Origin of the sequence: Micromonospora sp. CA-259024 (assembly GCF_050936255.1) — a bacterium.
GTDB lineage: Bacteria > Actinomycetota > Actinomycetes > Mycobacteriales > Micromonosporaceae > Micromonospora.
In genome coordinates this window covers 271,503-289,076 of the sequence record NZ_JBNJND010000001.1, presented here as the reverse complement: position 1 = coordinate 289,076, position 17,574 = coordinate 271,503, and the positions used below count along the sequence as shown (strand labels likewise).

At 72.7% G+C, this 17,574-nt stretch carries 18 protein-coding genes; 8 read left to right on the top strand and 10 right to left on the bottom strand.

The features are described 5' to 3' along the window. The first annotated feature begins 119 nt into the window (after nt 1-119). Nucleotides 120-1,478, top strand: coding sequence for a pentapeptide repeat-containing protein (locus ACQEUX_RS01345; RefSeq protein WP_433039908.1), 1,359 nt, complete (start codon nt 120-122; stop codon nt 1,476-1,478). A gap of 7 nt (nt 1,479-1,485) precedes the next feature. Here ACQEUX_RS01345 and ACQEUX_RS01340 read toward each other — a convergent pair whose 3' ends face one another. After that, nucleotides 1,486-2,067, bottom strand: a complete 582-nt coding sequence (locus ACQEUX_RS01340) for a TetR/AcrR family transcriptional regulator (RefSeq protein WP_433039906.1) — start codon at nt 2,065-2,067, stop codon at nt 1,486-1,488. A 219-nt stretch (nt 2,068-2,286) separates the two neighbouring features. Here ACQEUX_RS01340 and ACQEUX_RS01335 point away from each other — a divergent pair, with 219 nt between their 5' ends. From ACQEUX_RS01335 to ACQEUX_RS01320, 4 genes are all read left to right on the top strand, one after another. Beyond that, the gene (locus tag ACQEUX_RS01335; protein WP_433039904.1) at nt 2,287-3,753 is read left to right on the top strand and encodes an MFS transporter; all 1,467 of its coding nucleotides are present in this window, start codon (nt 2,287-2,289) and stop codon (nt 3,751-3,753) included. Between the two features lie 100 nt (nt 3,754-3,853). Then, entirely contained in the window at nt 3,854-4,846 is a 993-nt protein-coding gene (locus ACQEUX_RS01330) for an SEC-C domain-containing protein (RefSeq protein ID WP_433039902.1), read from the top strand. A gap of 273 nt (nt 4,847-5,119) precedes the next feature. After that, nucleotides 5,120-5,575, top strand: coding sequence for a nitroreductase family deazaflavin-dependent oxidoreductase (locus tag ACQEUX_RS01325; RefSeq protein WP_433039900.1), 456 nt, complete (start codon nt 5,120-5,122; stop codon nt 5,573-5,575). Nucleotides 5,576-5,643: 68 nt separating this feature from the next. Beyond that, nucleotides 5,644-6,051: a hypothetical protein gene (locus tag ACQEUX_RS01320; RefSeq protein ID WP_433039898.1), complete on the top strand. Its 408-nt coding sequence runs from the start codon at nt 5,644-5,646 to the stop codon at nt 6,049-6,051. Between the two features lie 28 nt (nt 6,052-6,079). Here the strand turns inward: ACQEUX_RS01320 and ACQEUX_RS01315 are convergent, their stop codons facing one another. The 4 genes from ACQEUX_RS01315 to ACQEUX_RS01300 all read right to left on the bottom strand — a co-directional run bounded on the left by ACQEUX_RS01315 (nt 6,080) and on the right by ACQEUX_RS01300 (nt 7,301). Continuing rightward, a complete protein-coding gene (locus ACQEUX_RS01315; RefSeq protein WP_433039896.1) occupies nt 6,080-6,328 on the bottom strand; it encodes a hypothetical protein in 249 nt (82 codons plus the stop codon). Nucleotides 6,329-6,373: 45 nt separating this feature from the next. After that, nucleotides 6,374-6,508, bottom strand: a complete 135-nt coding sequence (locus ACQEUX_RS01310) for a hypothetical protein (RefSeq protein WP_433039894.1) — start codon at nt 6,506-6,508, stop codon at nt 6,374-6,376. A gap of 41 nt (nt 6,509-6,549) precedes the next feature. After that, complete coding sequence (locus ACQEUX_RS01305; RefSeq protein WP_377505811.1) at nt 6,550-6,819, bottom strand: DUF6244 family protein; 270 nt, start codon at nt 6,817-6,819, stop codon at nt 6,550-6,552. Nucleotides 6,820-7,082: 263 nt separating this feature from the next. Continuing rightward, the gene (locus tag ACQEUX_RS01300) at nt 7,083-7,301 is read right to left on the bottom strand and encodes a winged helix-turn-helix domain-containing protein (RefSeq protein WP_433039892.1); all 219 of its coding nucleotides are present in this window, start codon (nt 7,299-7,301) and stop codon (nt 7,083-7,085) included. Nucleotides 7,302-7,534: 233 nt separating this feature from the next. On the opposite strand from ACQEUX_RS01300, the gene ACQEUX_RS01295 reads away from it, so the two are divergent. Next, complete coding sequence (locus ACQEUX_RS01295; RefSeq protein WP_433039890.1) at nt 7,535-7,690, top strand: hypothetical protein; 156 nt, start codon at nt 7,535-7,537, stop codon at nt 7,688-7,690. Beyond that, nucleotides 7,687-8,103 (top strand): hypothetical protein, encoded by a 417-nt coding sequence (locus ACQEUX_RS01290; RefSeq protein WP_433039888.1) that lies wholly within the window; start codon nt 7,687-7,689, stop codon nt 8,101-8,103. The genes ACQEUX_RS01295 and ACQEUX_RS01290 overlap by 4 nt, the downstream gene beginning before the upstream one ends. On the opposite strand, the gene ACQEUX_RS01285 is transcribed toward ACQEUX_RS01290, so the two are convergent. After that, nucleotides 8,100-9,284 carry a TDT family transporter gene (locus tag ACQEUX_RS01285; protein WP_433039886.1) on the bottom strand — a complete coding sequence of 395 codons (1,185 nt, stop codon included), beginning with the start codon at nt 9,282-9,284 and terminating at the stop codon, nt 8,100-8,102. The genes ACQEUX_RS01290 and ACQEUX_RS01285 overlap by 4 nt on opposite strands. A gap of 70 nt (nt 9,285-9,354) precedes the next feature. Between ACQEUX_RS01285 and ACQEUX_RS01280 the strand changes: the two genes are divergently transcribed. Then, nucleotides 9,355-10,296, top strand: coding sequence for a LysR family transcriptional regulator (locus tag ACQEUX_RS01280; RefSeq protein WP_433039884.1), 942 nt, complete (start codon nt 9,355-9,357; stop codon nt 10,294-10,296). Between the two features lie 107 nt (nt 10,297-10,403). Here ACQEUX_RS01280 and ACQEUX_RS01275 read toward each other — a convergent pair whose 3' ends face one another. The 4 genes from ACQEUX_RS01275 to ACQEUX_RS01260 all read right to left on the bottom strand — a co-directional run bounded on the left by ACQEUX_RS01275 (nt 10,404) and on the right by ACQEUX_RS01260 (nt 17,494). Beyond that, nucleotides 10,404-11,021, bottom strand: coding sequence for a hypothetical protein (locus tag ACQEUX_RS01275; protein WP_433039883.1), 618 nt, complete (start codon nt 11,019-11,021; stop codon nt 10,404-10,406). A gap of 285 nt (nt 11,022-11,306) precedes the next feature. Continuing rightward, nucleotides 11,307-12,185 (bottom strand): hypothetical protein, encoded by an 879-nt coding sequence (locus ACQEUX_RS01270; RefSeq protein WP_433039881.1) that lies wholly within the window; start codon nt 12,183-12,185, stop codon nt 11,307-11,309. Nucleotides 12,186-12,187: 2 nt separating this feature from the next. Beyond that, entirely contained in the window at nt 12,188-14,719 is a 2,532-nt protein-coding gene (locus tag ACQEUX_RS01265) for an FtsK/SpoIIIE domain-containing protein (protein ID WP_433039879.1), read from the bottom strand. An 84-nt stretch (nt 14,720-14,803) separates the two neighbouring features. Then, nucleotides 14,804-17,494: a hypothetical protein gene (locus ACQEUX_RS01260; RefSeq protein ID WP_433039877.1), complete on the bottom strand. Its 2,691-nt coding sequence runs from the start codon at nt 17,492-17,494 to the stop codon at nt 14,804-14,806. Nucleotides 17,495-17,574 lie beyond the last annotated feature (80 nt).

Below are 17,574 nucleotides of genomic sequence, written 5' to 3'. Positions count from 1 at the left end.
CAATTTAGAAACGTCAATGACTTGTTACGCGCCGGTAACCCGTTGTCCCGGCGACGGTGTAAACGGGCATACCGCCGTGCTCCATATCGGACACCTGTGGTGGCTGGCATGCTGTGGCCGTGGCTGTCGACAAACCCACCGAGCAGCAACTGCGGGTGATGCCGTGGTGGCTGGTCCTGGTCGGCCTGCTGGTCGCCGCCGCCCTGGGCTGGCTGGTGCTGGATCTGCTGCTCAGCGAGGCCGATCGAGCCAGCCAGCCGGACACCCGCGCCACCCTGCGCATCGACGCGATCCGCACCGGCCTGACGGTTGTCGCCGGCACCGGCGGAGGGCTGGCGCTGCTGCTGGCCGCCCGCCGGCAGTGGATCACCGAGCGCGCGCAGCGGCACCAGGAGATCGTCGCCGCACGGGAGCAGGCACACCGTGACCGGGTGCAGGCGCACGCCGAGTCGGTGGCCGAGGCCGCGCAGCGTCACCAGGATCGGCAGTCCGGAGCCGTCGAGCACGACGCGGCGGAGCGTCGGCTGACCGAGCTCTACACCCGGGCGGTCGAGTTGCTCGGCAACGACAGCGCGGCGGTACGCCTCGGTGGCCTGCACGCCCTGGAGCGCCTCGGCCAGGACAATCCGGGGCAGCGCCCGACGATCGCGGCGGTGCTCTGCGCGTACCTGCGGATGCCGGCGCCCGACGGCGAGTCGCGCGAGACGGAGGTCCGGCGCACCGCGCAGCGCATGCTCACCCGACACCTGCGCGCGGACGACGCGGCCTACTGGCCGGAGCAGACGCTCGACCTGGCCGGTGCCCGGTTGGTCGACTTCGATGCCGCCGGCTGCACACTCGTCGACGCGAACTTCACGGCGACGGCGTTCACCGGCACGACCACCTTCGCGGGCGCGACGGCGCGGGGCCGTCTCCTGCTCGGGGCGGCGACCTTCGACGACGTGGTCTTCGAGGGCCTCGCCGCCGACGGCGAGGTCATGCTGGACGGCGTTCGCGTCGGCGGGCTGGCCAGCTTCGACGGGGCCGTGTTCACCGACGGCCTGTCCTGCCGGCGATCCCGCTTCGCCGGCCTGACCTCATTCCGCCGAGCGACCTTCGGTCAGCCGACCAGCTTCGACGCGACCCGCTTCGAGGACGCCACCACGTTCCGGGAGGCCGTCTTCGACGGCGCACTATCGATGGAGCACACCGAGTTCGGTCGGTCGGCCGGCTTTCACTCCGTCCGTTTCACCAACATGGCGCTGTTCCGCTGGACAGTGTTCGGCGCGGAGGCGTTGTTCGACGGTGCCCGGTTCACCGACGCCGCGAACTTCGGCCGGGCCCGGTTCCACAGCATGGCCAGCTTCCGCGACGCACAGTTCAGCCGGCCACCGCAGGTCGAGCAGGCCCGGGCGGTGGTCGATCCTGGTCACCGCTGGCCGGCGGGCACGCTGATCGAACAGCTCGACGACGAGTGGTTGCTGCTGGTCGACCGCTGACGCCGTGTCAGCGCGACGCGGTCTGCGGTCGCAGCCCGTCCAGAGCCACCCCGAGCACCCGGTCACGCTGCTCGGGTGACGGGAACTGGGCCATGGTGAGGCCGCTGATCAGCCGCACCACGTCGTCGAAGCCGATGTCGTCGCGGACCACGCCGGCGGACGTGGCGCGGCGCATCAGCGGCTCACCGGCGGCGTAGATCTCCGTCCGGCAGCTCTGGAAGATCTCGGAGTCGTGCAGCAACTGCTCGGCGAGCGCCCGCTTGGTGGCGACGTACGCGACGAACCGGTGCAGCCAGGCGACGAGGGCGTCCCACGGAGGCAACTCGGCCAGGTCCTCTGCGGTGCGGCTCAGCGCCCGGACCTCCTCGACGTACACGGCCTCGAACAGGTGCCGCCGGCTGGGGAAGTTGCGGTAGAGGGTGCCGATGCCCACCCCGGCCCGCCGGGCCACGTCCTCCAGGGAGGCGGCGGCGCCGTTCTCGGCGAACGCGTCGCGAGCCGCGGCAATCAGGGCGTCATAGTTGCGCCGCGCATCGGCCCGCTTGGGCCGCTGCGCGAAGACTTCGGGCGCCTGCCCCGCGCTGGTCATGACGTGCGTCACCTCACCCTGGTTGCATCCGGAGGCACCCCTCCGCTAGCTTAGTGGAGGCACCCCTCCGGAATCCCGGAGGCCTGCCTCCGGTTAGCTTACCTCGGGACCCGCCCGATCGCCGCCTGGCCACCCCGATCGCCCGGACCCGACAGCCCGCCCCGTCCCCCACGACGGGCGACAAACCTCCTTCCGTACGCAATCAGGGAGTTTTCTCTCGTGGCAGTGACTTCCCGACGCAGCTCGCGTCGGCTCACCTTTACCGTGCTCGCGGCCGGCGCAGGGTTCTTCGCGATGCTCCAGTCGCTGATCACCCCGGTGCTACCGACCATCCAGCAGGACCTGCACACCTCCCAGAACACCGTGACCTGGGTCCTGACCGCCTACCTGCTCTCCGCCTCGATCTTCACGCCGATCCTCGGACGCGTCGGCGACATGGTGGGCAAGGAGCGGATGCTGGTCGTCTCGCTCGCCGCGCTCGCCCTCGGCTGCCTGCTGGCCGCCATCGCGCCGAACATCGGCGTCCTCATCCTCGCCCGGGTCGTGCAGGGCATCGGCGGTGCGGTCTTCCCGCTGTCGTTCGGCATCATCCGTGACGAGTTCCCGGCCGCGCGGGTCTCCTCAGCCGTCGCCGCCATCTCGGCGATCGTCGCCGCGGGCGGTGGCCTGGGCATCGTGTTGGCCGGCCCGATCGTCGCCGCGCTGGACTACCGGTGGCTGTTCTGGATCCCGATGGTCGTGGTGGGGCTGACCGCCGTCGCCGCCCACCTCTTCATCCCCGAGTCGCCGGTCCGCACCCCCGGGCGCATCGACTGGCGCGCCACTCTGCTGCTCTCCGGCTGGCTGGTCGCGCTGCTGCTACCGATCAGCCAGGGCGCGGCGTGGGGCTGGACCTCCGCCCGGGTGCTCGGGCTGCTGGCGCTCGCCGTGGTGCTCCTGGTCGGCTGGCTTGTCACCGAGGTGCGCTCGGCCAACCCGCTCATCGACATGCGGATGATGCGCCTGCCCGGCGTCTGGACCACCAACCTGGTCGCCCTGCTCTACGGCGCGTCGATGTTCTCCGTGTACGCGTTCCTTCCCCAGTTCGTGCAGACCCCGACCGTCGCCGGCTACGGCTTCGGCGCCAGCATCAGCCAGGCCGGTCTGCTCATGCTGCCGATGCTCGTCGCGATGTTCGTCGCCGGCATCGTCGCCGGCCGCCTGCAGGCCGTCTTCAGCGCCAAGGCGCAGCTCACCACCGGTGCCACCCTCAATGTGGCCGCCGCCGCGATGCTGGCCACCGCGCACGACACCCGCTGGGAGGTCGCCATCGCCGGCGGTCTGGTCGGCCTCGGCATCGGCCTGGCCTTCGCGTCGATGGCCAACCTGATCGTCGGCAGCGTGCCCGCCAGCCAGACCGGCGTGGCGACCGGCATGAACGCCAACATCCGCACCATCGGAGGCGCGATCGGCGCCGCCGTGGTCAGCGGCGTGATCACCGCGAACCCGCAGGCCAACGGCCTGCCCCGGGAGGCCGGCTTCACGATGGGCTTTCTCGTCCTCACGGCGATCGCCCTGGCCGCCGCGCTCGCGGCCCTGGCCGTCCCGTCCGCCCGGCGGGCGGCGGCCGGTCGCCGGCCGTCCACCGCGACGATCGTCGAGTCGGAGCTAGCCGGCGAGTTCGCCACCATGCCGGCGACCCGCTGACCCAGGCCGGAGCCCGGGCGGTTCGCCGCCCGGGCTCCGGCGTATCCGGGAGTACGCTGGCCGCTCCCCCACCCACCGTTCCCGTCACCAGGATGAGCACATGCCCACGTCCGAGTTGCTGACCACCGACCGCATCGAAGAGATCGGCGCCCTGGGATCCGAGAGCCCGGACCCGGCCGCGCTCGTCGCCGAGCTGGTGGGCGCCGTCGACGAGGGACGGGTCGCCGACCCGGACGACACCGGGTACGCCCTGCTGGTCGCCGCGGACATCCTGGAGCAGGCGGGTGACCTGGCCGACGCGCTCGCGCTGGCCACCCGCGCCATCGCCGAACAACCCGAAGAGGACGCGTACGCCCGATCGGTGCGCGGCGGCCTGCTGCTGCGTCTCGGCCGCGAAGACGAGGGCCTGGCCGAGCTGACCGAGCTGCGCCCCCTGCTGGAGACCAACCCCGACGCCACGTACCTGATCGACGAGCTGGCCGAATCCGGCCACACCGAGACGGCGCTGGAGTGGCTCACCGGCGCACTGGACGCGATCCTGGAACGAACCCGCACCCAACAGCACGAGTCCGAGGACGCCCAGGACGAGGCCGCCGCCATGATCTACGGCCTGAGTCAGCGGCGGCACGACCTGCGCGAAGAGCTGGGCCTGCCGCACGACGAGTACGACAACCTCGCCGACCGGCTGCGCGCCGCGAGCAGCCACGCCCTCGACGCGCTCGACGACGGCCCGGCGACGCTGCTGTTCTGGCCGCAGGCGGAGTTCGACGCCCTGCTGGTGCGCTGGCCCACGCTGATCGAGAGCTACCCCGCCACCTGGGACGAGCACCGCACCCAACTCGAACGCGCACTCGTCGACGCGTCCGGGCTGGGCGGCGCCGACCTCGGCGTGGTCGCCGGCACGGTCGCGGGCCTGGCGGCCTTCGCGGAACGCACCGGCAGCGACCCCACCGACGAGGAAACCCAGGACGAGTACGCCGACTCGCTCACCGGCCCCGACCTCAGGTCCTGGCCGCCCGGCCGCAACGACGCCTGCTGGTGCGGATCGGGCAGCAAGTACAAGAAGTGCTGCCTGCCGCGCTCGCGCGGCTGACCTCCCCCGCCGCGTGCGGGCCTGCGCCTCGGCATCTGGTCAGGCGAAGCGGCGGCCGTAGCGCGGCGCCGCTGCCAAGCCGACGACCCGGGACCATGTCCCTTGTGAGCCTGATACCTGTGACTCATCGTTATGACTCACAGGTATCACGCTCACCACCCTGCCCCCGACGGAAGTGCCGGCACCTGGCGCATCGGCGGCCATCGCGCCAACTCTCCCCATATGATCGACAGGACTGTTCGACAGCCCAAGCTCGATGACGGAGGCGATGGCGTGACCGCGCAGGAGCAGCACGAGGCCGTCGAGGACAGCCCGGTCGGCTGGGTCGCCAGCCACATCCGGCGCTATGTGCAGACCGACGGTGCCGACGGGGCCACCTTCCACGGCGTACCGTCGCTGCTGCTCACCACCCGCGGACGCCGATCGGGCAAACTGCGCCGCACCGCCCTGATGTACGGGCGCGACGGGGACAACTACCTGCTGGTGGCGTCCAACGGGGGCGCGAGCAGGCACCCCGCCTGGTATCTGAACCTGAGCGCCGACCCAGTGGTGGAGATCCAGGTCGGCGCCGAGCACATCGCCGGCCGGGCCCGGACAGCGACAGCCGAGGAGCGGGTCCGGCTGTGGCCGGTGATGACGAAGGTCTTCCCGACGTACGCCCGCTACGAGAAGGAGACCGACCGCGAGATCCCGGTCGTCGTCATCGAACGCGATTCCCTGACAGATTGACCTCCGTCAGCGTCGGGGAGGGTTATGGTGCCCGCAGGTAGCCACTCACTCCAATTGGGAGAATCGTCGTGCGCCGAACCCTCACCACCATCGCACTGCTCGGGCTGTCCCTCGTCGCACTGCTGACCCCGACGGCAGCGAGCGCGGCGAGCACCGTCGAGGTCACCTCCGCCACCCTGGTCGCGCGGGGCGTCGCCCTGGACGTCAGCCTCACCGTGACCTGCCCAGCCGGCATGTCCGGCGGCACCGAGCTGATCATCAGACAGCGGTCGGGCAACAAGGTCGCGTACGCCTCCGGTTGGGGCCCTGCCTCCTGCACTGGCGAGCCGCAGATCGTGACCGGGCGGGCGTGGGTGGAGGGTGGCGGCCTCGTCCTCAAGCCTGGCGTGGCACTGATCAGCGGAGGCTTCGAACTGTGCAGCCAAGAAGGCTGTGACTACCCGCGGTTCGAACAGACGTTCCGCATCACCCGCTGACCCCGTCGGCCGGCGGGTCGAGGTGGGCTCACTCAGCTCCGGCGATCCCTTTCGTGATCGCCCCTAGGGTCTCGGTCGTGAAGCGCTCCGGGTCGATCAGCACGTTGATACCGACACCGGGACGGGCCAGCCAGAACGCCTGGACGGCACCGACGAGACCGTGATCCTCGCCGTGCTGGAACTCGGTCAGCGCCCAGTCGGCGGGATCGCGCTCGTGATACTCCGCCAGGAAATCGCGTAGCTCGGCGAGGGTGCCCAGCCGGTCGCCCCTGAGCACGTGCACCCTCAGGTCGACCCGATGGCCGTCCTCGACCTGGCGCTCTCAGACACGGCTGGCGATGCTGACGTCCTCCCACTCGGAGGCAAAGTCCGAAACCAGGTCACCCGCGTCCGGTGGCAGCCAGCCAATGTGAAAGCCGTCCAGCTCGCCGCCGTCCCGGGTGACTCGATCAGGCACGCCAGTCACCTCGCCGCCTCCACCTTGTCCACCACCCGTGGTCAGTTTCCCAGCGCTCGAACCTTGGCGATCGTCTCCTGGACGTGCTGCTTGGCCGGGTCGCCACCCTGCGATGCCTGCGCGAGCGCCTGACGGTACGCGTCGATCATGCCGACCAGCGGGCCGGCGGCCACGCCCTCCAGCGCACCGGCGACGAGTGCCCGCGCCTCAGCCGCGTCCTGCGCGGCCGCTGCCGTCTTGGCCTTCGCCTCGTCCAGCTTCTGCGACGCTGCCGCCAACCTCGCGATGATCTGTGCTGCGCTCACGCGCATCCTCCCCGTGGTCGACCATCGCCTCCACCACCGCACCGGCGGAGACCACATGGGAGCGTACGAGATCCGCGCACCCAGCGCGACCACGCGATCGCTCTCTCGTCAGTGAGGGGCAGTGGATGAGAGACGACGGCGACGAAAGTTGCCCATGGACCTCGACTGGGTCCCTGCGGAAAGGCTAGATCTTGGACACTTAGCGTTGCCAGCTAACGACAACTGTCCAAGGTCCAAGAGCAGCACCTGGGGATCGGGGGCGTTGAGTCTCAGCGCTCGGCGACGAACACGCCGACGCCACCGACACCCTCCACGAAGCCCTCGATCTTGAGCGCGTTGATGGCCTGGCGAACGACGATGGCCGAGACGTCATGCTGACGGCACAGCTCGGAGGTCGAGGGCAGCTTGTCACCCGGTGCGACTTCACCGGACTTGATCTGAGCGCGGATGCCGTCGGCGATCAGCGCCCACTTGGCTTTGGCGGGCATTGGTGTCTCCCAGGTCTGCAAACCCGGAGCTGGTTCGTTCCCACCGCGCAGAGAGCGCCCGGTCGGTCGGTCCCCCCGTCTGGCCGGGCGTGCCGGGGCGCGCCCGCACACCGCCCCGACGCAACAGCCGTTCCCAGCAAGGAGACCAACACGACGGGAGCCCCGGATGCCCGATCGACCCCGACGAGAGCCCCACCGACCCACCAGCCCCACCCGAGCAACGTCACCGCCTCGTGTCCGATCAGGACGTCGAGGACGCCGACGACATCCTGTTCACCCATCCACCGCGCGTGGTGCGCCGCTGGCTCTGCGAGTGCGGCGTGGACTACCCCTGCACCGATGTGCGCTTCGCGCTCCTGGTCAAGTCCACGGCCGAGGCGGGCGAATGAGCACTGACACCGTGGACGACCTGCGCGACGCCTGGTTGGCGACGATCGCCGCCACCGACCGGGCCGGCGCGCAGTTGCACGGGGCGGGGCCGCCCGGCCGGCGGCTGCCCTGGCAGGACGCGGTCACGGAGTGCTGGCGGACACTGAGCCTGGTCTACGCCGGCCTGGCCGCGGATCGGGAATCACCGGCGGGCTCGGCCGGTGAGGTGCTCGCCGGGCTGCCTGCGGCCCGCGTCGACGCCGACCGGGCCGCCGCGCTGGCCGCCCGTGTCCGCCGGCGATTGGGTGCGACCGAAGACCGGCTTCGACGTACCGGAATCGTGTCCGACGCGAACGCGACGAGATCCTCGCGGCCGCCGCGCACGCCGCCGACAGCTCGGACCAGTAGGAGACGGTCCCAGGATGCCGACTAGGAGTTGGGCGCCGGAGACGGCTGCGCCGGCAGGAAGATCCGGCCCCGGGCCGACTCCCGCGCCGTCCGTGCCGCCACGGTCAGCCAGGCGACAACCAGCAGTACGTAGCCGGCCACCGCCGCCCATCGGAAGAACACGGAGTCGGTACGCAGCGCGAGGCCGCTCGTGCCGGTGACGACCGTGCCGAAGGGGAAGGTGAAACTCCACCAGGTCAGCGAGAACGGCAGGTGGATCCGCGCGGTGCGGACCGTCACCGCGGCGGCGACCGCCAGCCACATCATGGCGAACCCCCAGGTGGGCAGGCCGTAGAAGAGAGCAAACGCCTGCGCGGCCGAGCCGTACGGAGCGGGCAGCACGAGCGGCGCGGCGTTGCCGAGCAGGTTGGCGGCGGTCACCGACTGCCCCAGTGGTCCGAGGACGATCCAGAGTGTGGGCACCATGGCGGCGGGGCCGATCCCGTGGTGGACGAGCCGCTGCCAGATCTGGCCGACGATGATCACGGTGGCGAAGAGGCTGATACCGAACATGGCGTAGCAGGCGAGCAGCAGGGTGAGCCGGATCTGGCCCGCCGTCGCGTACGGGACGAGCAGCGCTCCGGTCGCGGCGGACACCATCGGCGGCACCACCGGCATCAGCCAACCGCCGAACGCGGCGTCCGGTGCGATGCGGTGGCTTGTGATCATCCTGTACTGGATCCAGACGCTGGTGATCAGGCCCAGCAGGGTGCCTCCGACCCAGAGCACGACGGCCACGGCGAGAGCGGCGGTCAGGCCGATCCAGTCCCGGCCCAGGATGAGGGTGCCCGCGCCGACCGTCAGGAGCGCCATCGCGGGAGCACCCCAGTAGTGGGCCAGTACGGGGTTCTCCGCATGGCCCCGCGCCGTCACGGGGTGGCGGGTCCAGTGCACCGCCCAGGCGGCCGTCAGAGCGATCAGCAGGAGTACGGCCAGCGCCCACACCACGGTGGCGGCGGGCCGCAGCCCTGCCACGTGCACGGGCAGCGTGGCGGCGGCGTTCGCCACGATGCCGGTTCCCATGATCGAGGCGTACCAGTTCGGGCCCAGATTGCCGAACAGCTGCGATGGGTGCTCCAGGTCGCGGAGCAGCCCCCAGATCAGGCGTACCGGAGCGGGGCCGGCGGCCGGGCGGGCGTCCGGTGGGGCGGGGAGGAGCGCGGTCATGTCACCACACTCACTCCGATAAGCCCGGACAACCAGGGGTTATCTCCTGATACATCCATAGACTCGGCCTATGCCCCTTCCCAGCCGAGTCGCTGATCTCGCCGCCTTCGACCTGCTGCTGTCCGTGGCACAGCTGGGAAGCGTCGGTGCCGCGGCCCGCGCCCACCGCATCAGCCAGCCGTCCGCCAGCGCCCGCATCCGTGGCCTGGAAAGCCGGCTGGGAGTCGCCCTGTTGCAGCGCTCCGCGCGGGGCTCGCAGCTCACCCGCGAAGGGGCTCTGGTGGCGGAGTGGGCGCGTACGGCAGTGGACGCCGCCGCCGTTCTGGAAGCGGGGATCACGTCGCTGCGCGTCGCACGCGACAGTCTGCTCCCGGTGGCGGCCAGCCTCACCATCGCCGAGTACCTGCTGCCCCGGTGGCTCGCCGCGCTGCACGGCACCGCGCCCGCCGTCTCGGTCTCGTTGACCACCGGAAACTCCGACGAGGTCGCCGCGGCGGTGCTGAGCGGTGCGGTCCAGCTCGGCTTCATCGAGAGCCCGGGGGTGCCCCGGGGGCTGCGGAGCCGCACGGTCACCCGGGACACACTGACCGTCATCGTCGTCGACCGCCATCCGTGGGCCCGCCGCCGCTCGGGAATCACCCCGATGGAGCTGGCCACCACGTCCCTGGTCAGCCGGGAGGAGGGCTCGGGCACCCGGCGCTACCTCGAACATGCCCTGTTCCGGCAGGCCGGGCTCACCCTCGTGCCCCCGGTGCTGCAACTGTCGTCCACCACCGCCATCAAGGCTGCCGTCGCGGAGGGCGTCGCCCCGGCGGTGCTCAGCTCACTGGTGGTGGCCGGCGAGATCGCGGCGGGAGCGCTGCGCCCGGTGCCGGTCATCGACCTCGACCTGAACCGGACCCTGCGACTGGTCTTTCCCCACGGTCGTCCCCTGACCGGGCCGGCACGCGACCTCGCCACGATCGCCACCCGACTGGCGGACGCCGCACCCGTCACCCCGGCCCACCACTAGGTGGCAGCCGGGCGCCGGTCGACGCCCGTGCGAGGGAACGGCCCTTCGAGGGCCGTTCCCTCGCGCGGCGTGGAGGGGCTTCGGCGACAGGTCGCCGGGGCAGTGCTCTAGGGCGACGGCGGCCCGTTCTGCACCCGGCTGATCAGATCGTGCAGTGGTTTGGTACCGCTACCGACCATCACACCGGTCACGATGGCGTCGATCCAGATCGCCACTCCGTTCCAGTCGGAGCCCGCGACCGCGTGCAGAACGTAGAACCCGCCGGCGCTGGACGCCACGGTGGCCAGCCCGCTCGCGAGACCCCACGCGACGATCGTGCGGTTCGCCTTCGCCCGCGCCGCCGTTGCCGTGGCCACGGCCACCGCCTGACGGTCAGCCTCCGTCGGACCGTCGGGCCGGCCGTCCATGTCGGCCACCGTCCGCATCAACGCGGCCTCGGCCGCGCGTCCGGGCAGCCACCGCGAGAACGGTTCCAGGATCCGCTCGACCGCCGCGGCGAAGACCAACAGGGTGAGGAAGACCGCCGTGGTGTCCGCAGGCTGGATCTTCGCCGCGGAGGCGCCGCTACGCCAGATCACCCAGCCGCCGGCAGCCCCGGCGGCGATCAGACCGAAACCCGCGACTACCGCGCCGAGACTGGCCTGCTGCGACGCCGCGACAACCGTCAGCCCTGACTCCTGATCGGGGCGAGGCGTCGCCGTCCCTCCGGCCGCATCGGCTTCCACCCGGGTAGCGACCGCCCCTCCCCATGCTGGTTGGGGCTCGACGTTGGTGGACGTCTGTCCATGCAATTCCCTGACCAACCTTTCGACCTGCCGTCTGCGAGACGTCGAGGCCTGACGTTTCAGGACCTCGGCCTCACGAAGACGGATTGCGCTCCGACAACGCTCGGGGCGCGAGAGTACGGCACCCGAACGAACACAGTGGAAGGCCGGCATGCCCGGCGTCTTCGGGCACCTGAGTGGATCAGGCCTGGAACGGGGCTGGGACGGTCAGAACCTCGCCGACGCTCAGCGCAGGCCGCGAACCAGCAGCAGGTAGCCGCAGTAGGCCATCGGCACCAGCAGGAAACAGATCAGGAACCCGAGCGGCAGGTAACGCGGCGGGGTGCCGGCGACCATGGCCGGCCGCCCCCACCGGCCCAGCACCAGGTAACCCGCAAAGAACGCCACCGCCGGCAGCCCCGCACAGATCCACGCGCCGAGGGTGAACCCGTCCACCAGACCGACCCCGGAGGCGAGGACCAGGACCAGCATGAGCACCCCGGCGGCAGCCCCACACCCGGCGTAGACGGCGACCGCCCGGGCCAGCGGTGACCACGTCGGCAGCAGCGCCGGCCGCTGGGCCAGCAGCTCCGCCTGCTGCCCGTGCCGGTCGGCCTCGTCGGCCATCCGCCGGGCCAGCTCCAGCTCCACCGCCGGGTCGACCGCCGCCGCGCGCTGCGCCGGCACCCCGGCGCCCGCCGGACTCACCGCCGTCGGCAGCGCCAGCCGCGTCTCCCCCGCCGGCACCTCGGGGTACGCCCCGACCCCCGTCCGCCCCGGCGCGCCGGCTGCGCCGTCGGGCACCCCGCCCCCCGTTCCGGGTGCGGCGGGAGGGCTGGACACGGTGGCGGTGTCACCGGTCGGCCCAGGCCCGGACGGCGGGCCGGGCCAGGCAGCAGTCTCGTCCGGGTGCCCCGACGCGGGAGCCGCCGGTGGCTGGTCGACGCCGATCGCCCGGCCGAGCTGGTCGAGGCGGTGCCCCTGGGCGGTCAGCCTCTGCTGCAGGTAGTCGGCGGCGGCGTGCAGGTCCCGGCGGCGCGCGGACTCGGCGGCGGCGTGCCGCTCACCGGCGCGGTGCTGCTCGGTGAGCTGTCGGGCCAGCGCCGCGTACTCCTCGAAGGACACCGTCACCGCTCCCCATCCGGCTCGTGCCCAGCGCCGACGAACGGGACGATCAGCCGCGTGCGCTGGTCGTGCCGGTCGATCAGCAACGCCCGGTCGGCGCGGGGCGTGTAGGCCAGGTCGTGCGCCCCGAGGTGCAGGGCCAGCTCGGCCCCGGGCACGTTGAGCGCGACCAGGCAGGCGACGTCGTCGCGGTTCTGGGTACCGCCGAGGTCGTCGGCGAGGCGCCGCAGCCCACGCCACCACCCGAGCAGGTGCACCCCCTGCCCGGGGCCCTGGCGCAGGAGGGTGCGCAGGTCGTCCAGGCCGGAGCGGAACGTGCCCGGGTCGGTGGCCCCGAGGACCGGGGCGGCGGCGTCCATACCGAACACCACCAGGTATTCGCGGCCGGTGGGCTCGGCGGCCAGCTCGGCGATCCGCTCGCGCAGCCCGGCCGCGTCGAGGCGCCGCACCGGGTGACCGGCGGCCCGCAGCGCGGTCTCGGTCTCGTCGGCGACGGGGTCGGCGGCGGTGACCAGCGAGGCCAGCACGAACCGGGCGTCGCCGGGGGTGTGCTGACGGGCCAGGCTCAGCGTCGCGGCGCGCAGCACGTCCGCGCCGGTCGGTGCGGTGCCCACCACGGCGAGGTGCCGGCCGGGGGTGGCGTCCATCAGGAACAGTGCGGTGGTGCCGTCCACGTCGACCGTCCGGCCGACCAGGGCCATCGGGCGCCGGCCACCGGGGCGCAGCCCGGCGAAGGTGGGGTCGTCCTCGACCCGCGCGGCCTCGTACCCCTTGAAGACCGCCGGTGCCCGCGAACCCGGCGGGCGGGCCTGCCACAGCTCGTGGCGCAGCGCGGCGAGGTCCGTCGCGGCGGCGTGCGCGTCGGGGAAACGCAGCACGGTGTCGGCGCCGACCGCTCCGGCGGCGGTGTTGACCACGGCCGAGCCGATCGGCAGAGCCGCGGCGGCGTCGTTGAGCGGGTCGAGCACCCCACCCCCACCGGGCAGCGCCACCCGCAGCGCGAACTGCCCGAAGATCGCCTCGGCCCGCCCGTAGAGGGCCTCGATGCCGGTCATGCTCTGGCTGGCGAGCACCAAATGGATGCCGTACGAGCGGCCCTTGCGGGCCAGTTCCTCCAACAGGTCGACGGACTCGCGGGCCAGCGCGTCGTTGCCGGCGAGCAGCACGTGGAACTCGTCGATGACCGCCACGACGCGCGGCAGCGGATTGTCCCGGGGCAGGTCGGCGAGCTTCGTGACGCCGTGCCGCTTGAGTGCGGTGGCGCGGCGCTGCGCCTCCCGGCGTAGCTCGCGCAGCACGGCGAGACCGTACTCACGGTCGGACTCGATGCCGACGGCACGGGCGTGCGGCAGCCAGGACGGGTCGCGACCGGTGGGCACGAACTCGGTGAAGCTCACGCCCTCCTTGAAGTCGAGCAGGTAGAGCTGCAACTCGGCCGGGGAGTAACGGGCGGCCAACCCGTAGAGGACGTCGAGGAGGAAGACGGTCTTGCCGGCGCCGGTGCGCCCACCGACCAGCCAGTGCGGAGTGGCGTCGTCGAAGGCGAGCGTCAAAGGAGCGCCGCCGGCGCGTCCGATCACCGTACGCAGGCCGTTGCCGGCGGACTCGGCCCAGCGCCGCTCCGGCAGCAGCTCGGTGAAGGGCAGCGCGTCGGCGCGGCGGGCGGCGGCGCCGAGGTGCTCGGCGAGCGCGCGTACCGAGGCGGGCGGCGGGTCGCCGTCGAGCAGGACGGGTGCGGCGAGCCCGCTGCCGTCGGCGCTGAACGGGGTGCCCGGCGGGTCGCCGACGTGCGCGTACCCCTGGCTGAGCCGAATGGCGGTGGTGCCGCCCAGCGGCGGCGCGGTCTCACCGGGCAGCCGGGACGGGTGGCCGGCGAGCAGCACGCAGACGGCCGCGGCGGGACCGGCATGGGTGAGAGCGGCGAGCCGGGCCAGCTCGCGCGGTGATGGCGCGGCGGTGGCGACCACCACCAGCAGGTGCCGGGCGGCGGGCTGGCCGTGCTGCGCGGCGCGGGCGTGCTGCTCGACGGCGTCGAGCAACGCGGCCACCTCGGCCTCGCCGGTGGCCGGCGGGTCGAGCACCCCGGCGTCGAGCAGCGGGCGCAGCGGGCCGAAGGTGGCGCCCAGCGCGGCGGTGTCGATGCCGGCGACCCGAACCTGACCGGGTGGTGCGGTGGCGACGAGCCGCAGCACCAGCGCCCGCAGCAGCCCGGCGACCTGCGGATCCCGGGCGTCGGTGTCCAGGGCCAGGTGGTGGCCGCCGCCGAGCGGGACGAGCACCGGGAACCCGCCGTCCGACGTGGACGCCTCACCGATCCGCACCGCGGCGGGCGAGTCGGTCAGCGGCGTGGCGCCCGGGGTGGGCGTGGCCAGGGCGCCGCCGAGGCGGGCCAGTCGGGCCACCAGCTCACCGGCGCCGACCGGCGTGCCGGCGGCCGGTGCCGTGCCGAGCGCTCCCCGTGCGGTGTCCAGGTGCGCCCGGGCCGCCCGGTGGGAGGTGACCGCCTGCCCGTACGCCGACGCGAGCCTGCTCAACCTCTGCCCCCAACGCCAACGGCCGCCTGGTCCCAGGAACCCTAACGGACACTGGCGGCACCCGGACAGTCCTGCGAGGACGTGTCACCCCGGGCCGCAACCCGCCGGGCCGGACACGTCGGCCACCCCGCAGCGGAACACCGGCGCCGTCGCCACGTCGGGCACCTGCTCCACCCGCATCAGGGCCAGCCGTTTGTCGACCGGTGCGCCCGACTCGGGCGTGAACCGGATCAGCCCGGCCACCCCCGGGTAGCCCTCGCTGGCGTTCTGCCGAAGCACCTCGGCGTGCACGGCGACCGGGTTGACCGAGGTCGGCTCCCAGCGTTGCCGCGGATCGGCGTGGTGCAGGCGGGCGGCGAGGCTCTCCACCGCCCGGATCATCATCATCGCCGCGTCGTAGGCGAGGCTGACCCGCTCGCCGACCTGATGGCCGGTGTCCGGGCGGCAGCGCGGCGGGTCGAGCAGGTCGTCGGCCTGGATCCAGGACAGGAAGCTGGCCCGGGCGTCGTCGCGCCGGCCCTGGGCGGCCCGCAGCGCGGCGCAGGTGGCCAGAGCGGCCTTGGAGACGTAGGTGACCGGCAGGTTGCCCGGCGCGGCGGCGCGCAGCCCGGGGTTGGCCATGTAGCGGTTGACCGAGTCGTCGGCGACGAGGTGCCGGGGCGGGTTGCCGCCGCACTCGCGCAGCGCCCGCAGGAAACCGTCGAACTCCGTCCACCGGCCCGCATAGAACAGAAGACCGGGGTAGCCGCACTCGTCGGTGAGCCGCTGCCCGGTGCGCCACTCGTCCAGGCGCGTCATCCGGGCGCCGAACCGCTGCCGGAGCCCGTCGACGAGGGTGCCCACGTAGAGGTCCTCGGTCAGCGAACTGCCCTCCAGCGTCGTGTAGTAGACATGCGCCTCGTCGACCTTCAGCACCTGTTGGGCGTACGCGTCGACCATCTTCACCTGATCGGCGTTCGGCGCGGAGATCTGCAGGTAGAGGCGGGAGTTGGCGTCCATCCGATCAGCGGAGAGCGTGGGGGCCAGCACCGGCAGCCCCACCTGGTTCAGCTCGCGCAGCGCTCGGGCGGTGCTCGTCCGGCTCTCCACCAGCCCGACCACCCCGAGCACCGTGGGGTCGTCGCGGGCCAGCTCGGCCAACATCCCCACGGCCCGGTCGGCGTAGATCATCTGCCGGCCACCGTTGGCCACCACGATCCGCAGCAGCGCGGCACCGTCGGCGCCCGCCGACTCCTTCAGCAACGCGTACTGGGCGGTGGCCATGCCTTCCAGCTCTTCCCGCTCGGAGACGTACGACTCCTCGTCGGCGCGGGTCCGGTTGCCGGTCAGGGTGCCCAGGTAGACCAGGGTGAGGAAGGGGCGACGTCGATCGCTGCGCTGCCAGACCTCCTCGGCGGCGCGGTTCTGCGCGAAGATGCGCCGCTGGATGGTCCGCAGCCCGTCCTGGCCGGGGTCGTTGTTGAACACCTGTGCCGCGCTGTCGCTGTAGCCGACGCACTCGCCGCTGGCGACCACCTCGACCGACACCCGGCCGCCCGTGAGCGAGGGGTGGCAGCCCGGCCCCCACCGGCTGCCCACCCACGTGCCCGCCCCGGCCAGCAGCACCAGGCAGAGCACCGCCGGCAGGAAGCGCCGCGACCACCAGGGCGGGTCGGGCGCGGAGAACGGCCGCACGCCACCACGCGACGGCGGGCCGGTGTCGGTGTCGTCGGGGCGAAGCGCCACGAGCCAGGCGGCCGGGCGGCGCAGCCGCCGCATCTCCGGCAGCGCCTCGGCCCACTCGTCGTACGCCTCGTCGGCCTCGGTCAGCGGGTGCGGTTCGGGCAGTTCCGGCGGGGGTTGCCCGCCGGACGCGATGACGAGCAGCGGGTCGTTGCGGCCGGTCTCGGTGCGGACGTCGCCGATCAGGCGGACCAGTTCGCCGCCGACGTTGCCGGGGGCGACGTGATCGAGCAGCAGCGCCGGGTACGCGGTGCGCCGCCAGTCCGACGGGCGCCACGGGCGACGCCGGTACGCCTGCCGCAGGTCCTCCAGGAACGCGTGCAGCAGCAGCTTGTTGACCTGGTCGGGTTGTTCGCCGTCGCGCCAGCCGGCGGTGAGGCGCTCGGCGAAGCCGAGGAAGGTGACCGACTGCCGGGGCGCCAGGTACTGCTGGCGCATGAACCAGTTGTAGTGCCGCCCGAGCACCGGCACCCGACCGGAGACGGCGGCCCGGAACACCACCCCGGGCACGGCCCGGCGGACCAGCCAGAGCAACACCTGCGAGACGATGCTGACCGCATCACCGCCCGAGGGCAGCGCCTCGGGGGTACGCGGGCCCCGGCGGTCCCGCAGCCGGCGCACCAGGGCCGCGCGGCTGTCGTCGGCGTCGATGCCGAGGCTGAGGCTCTGGTGCATCAGCCAGTCGGCGAGCGGGTAGTGCCGGAAGCGCAGCCGGGCGGCACCGAACGCCTCCAGGGAAAGCTGCCGGTGCAACTCGCGCAGCAGCGCGGGCACGTCACCGGCACCCGGCGGCGCGTCGGCGTCCAGCACGGCGTGCGGCACCCGCCGCCGGGGGCCCTGGCCGAGAAATCGGCGCAGCGACACCATCAGATCCGGGGTGTCGGAGCGGACCAACCAGAGCAGCGGCAGCCGGCGGTCACCGCGGCGGGGACGCCGCAGCAGCCGCGCGAGCAGCGCGAAGAACTCCAACCCACCAGCCGGCAGCCGATCCCGACTCACTGTCGACTGCCGCTGGCCGATCAACTCCCGCTTGGGGACCTCCGACCGTCGCACGCGTCACCTCCGATTCCACTCAGTGTGACGCATCGGGTACAGGCGCCGCGGGCCGGCGACGTTCACAGTTGTCGATTAGG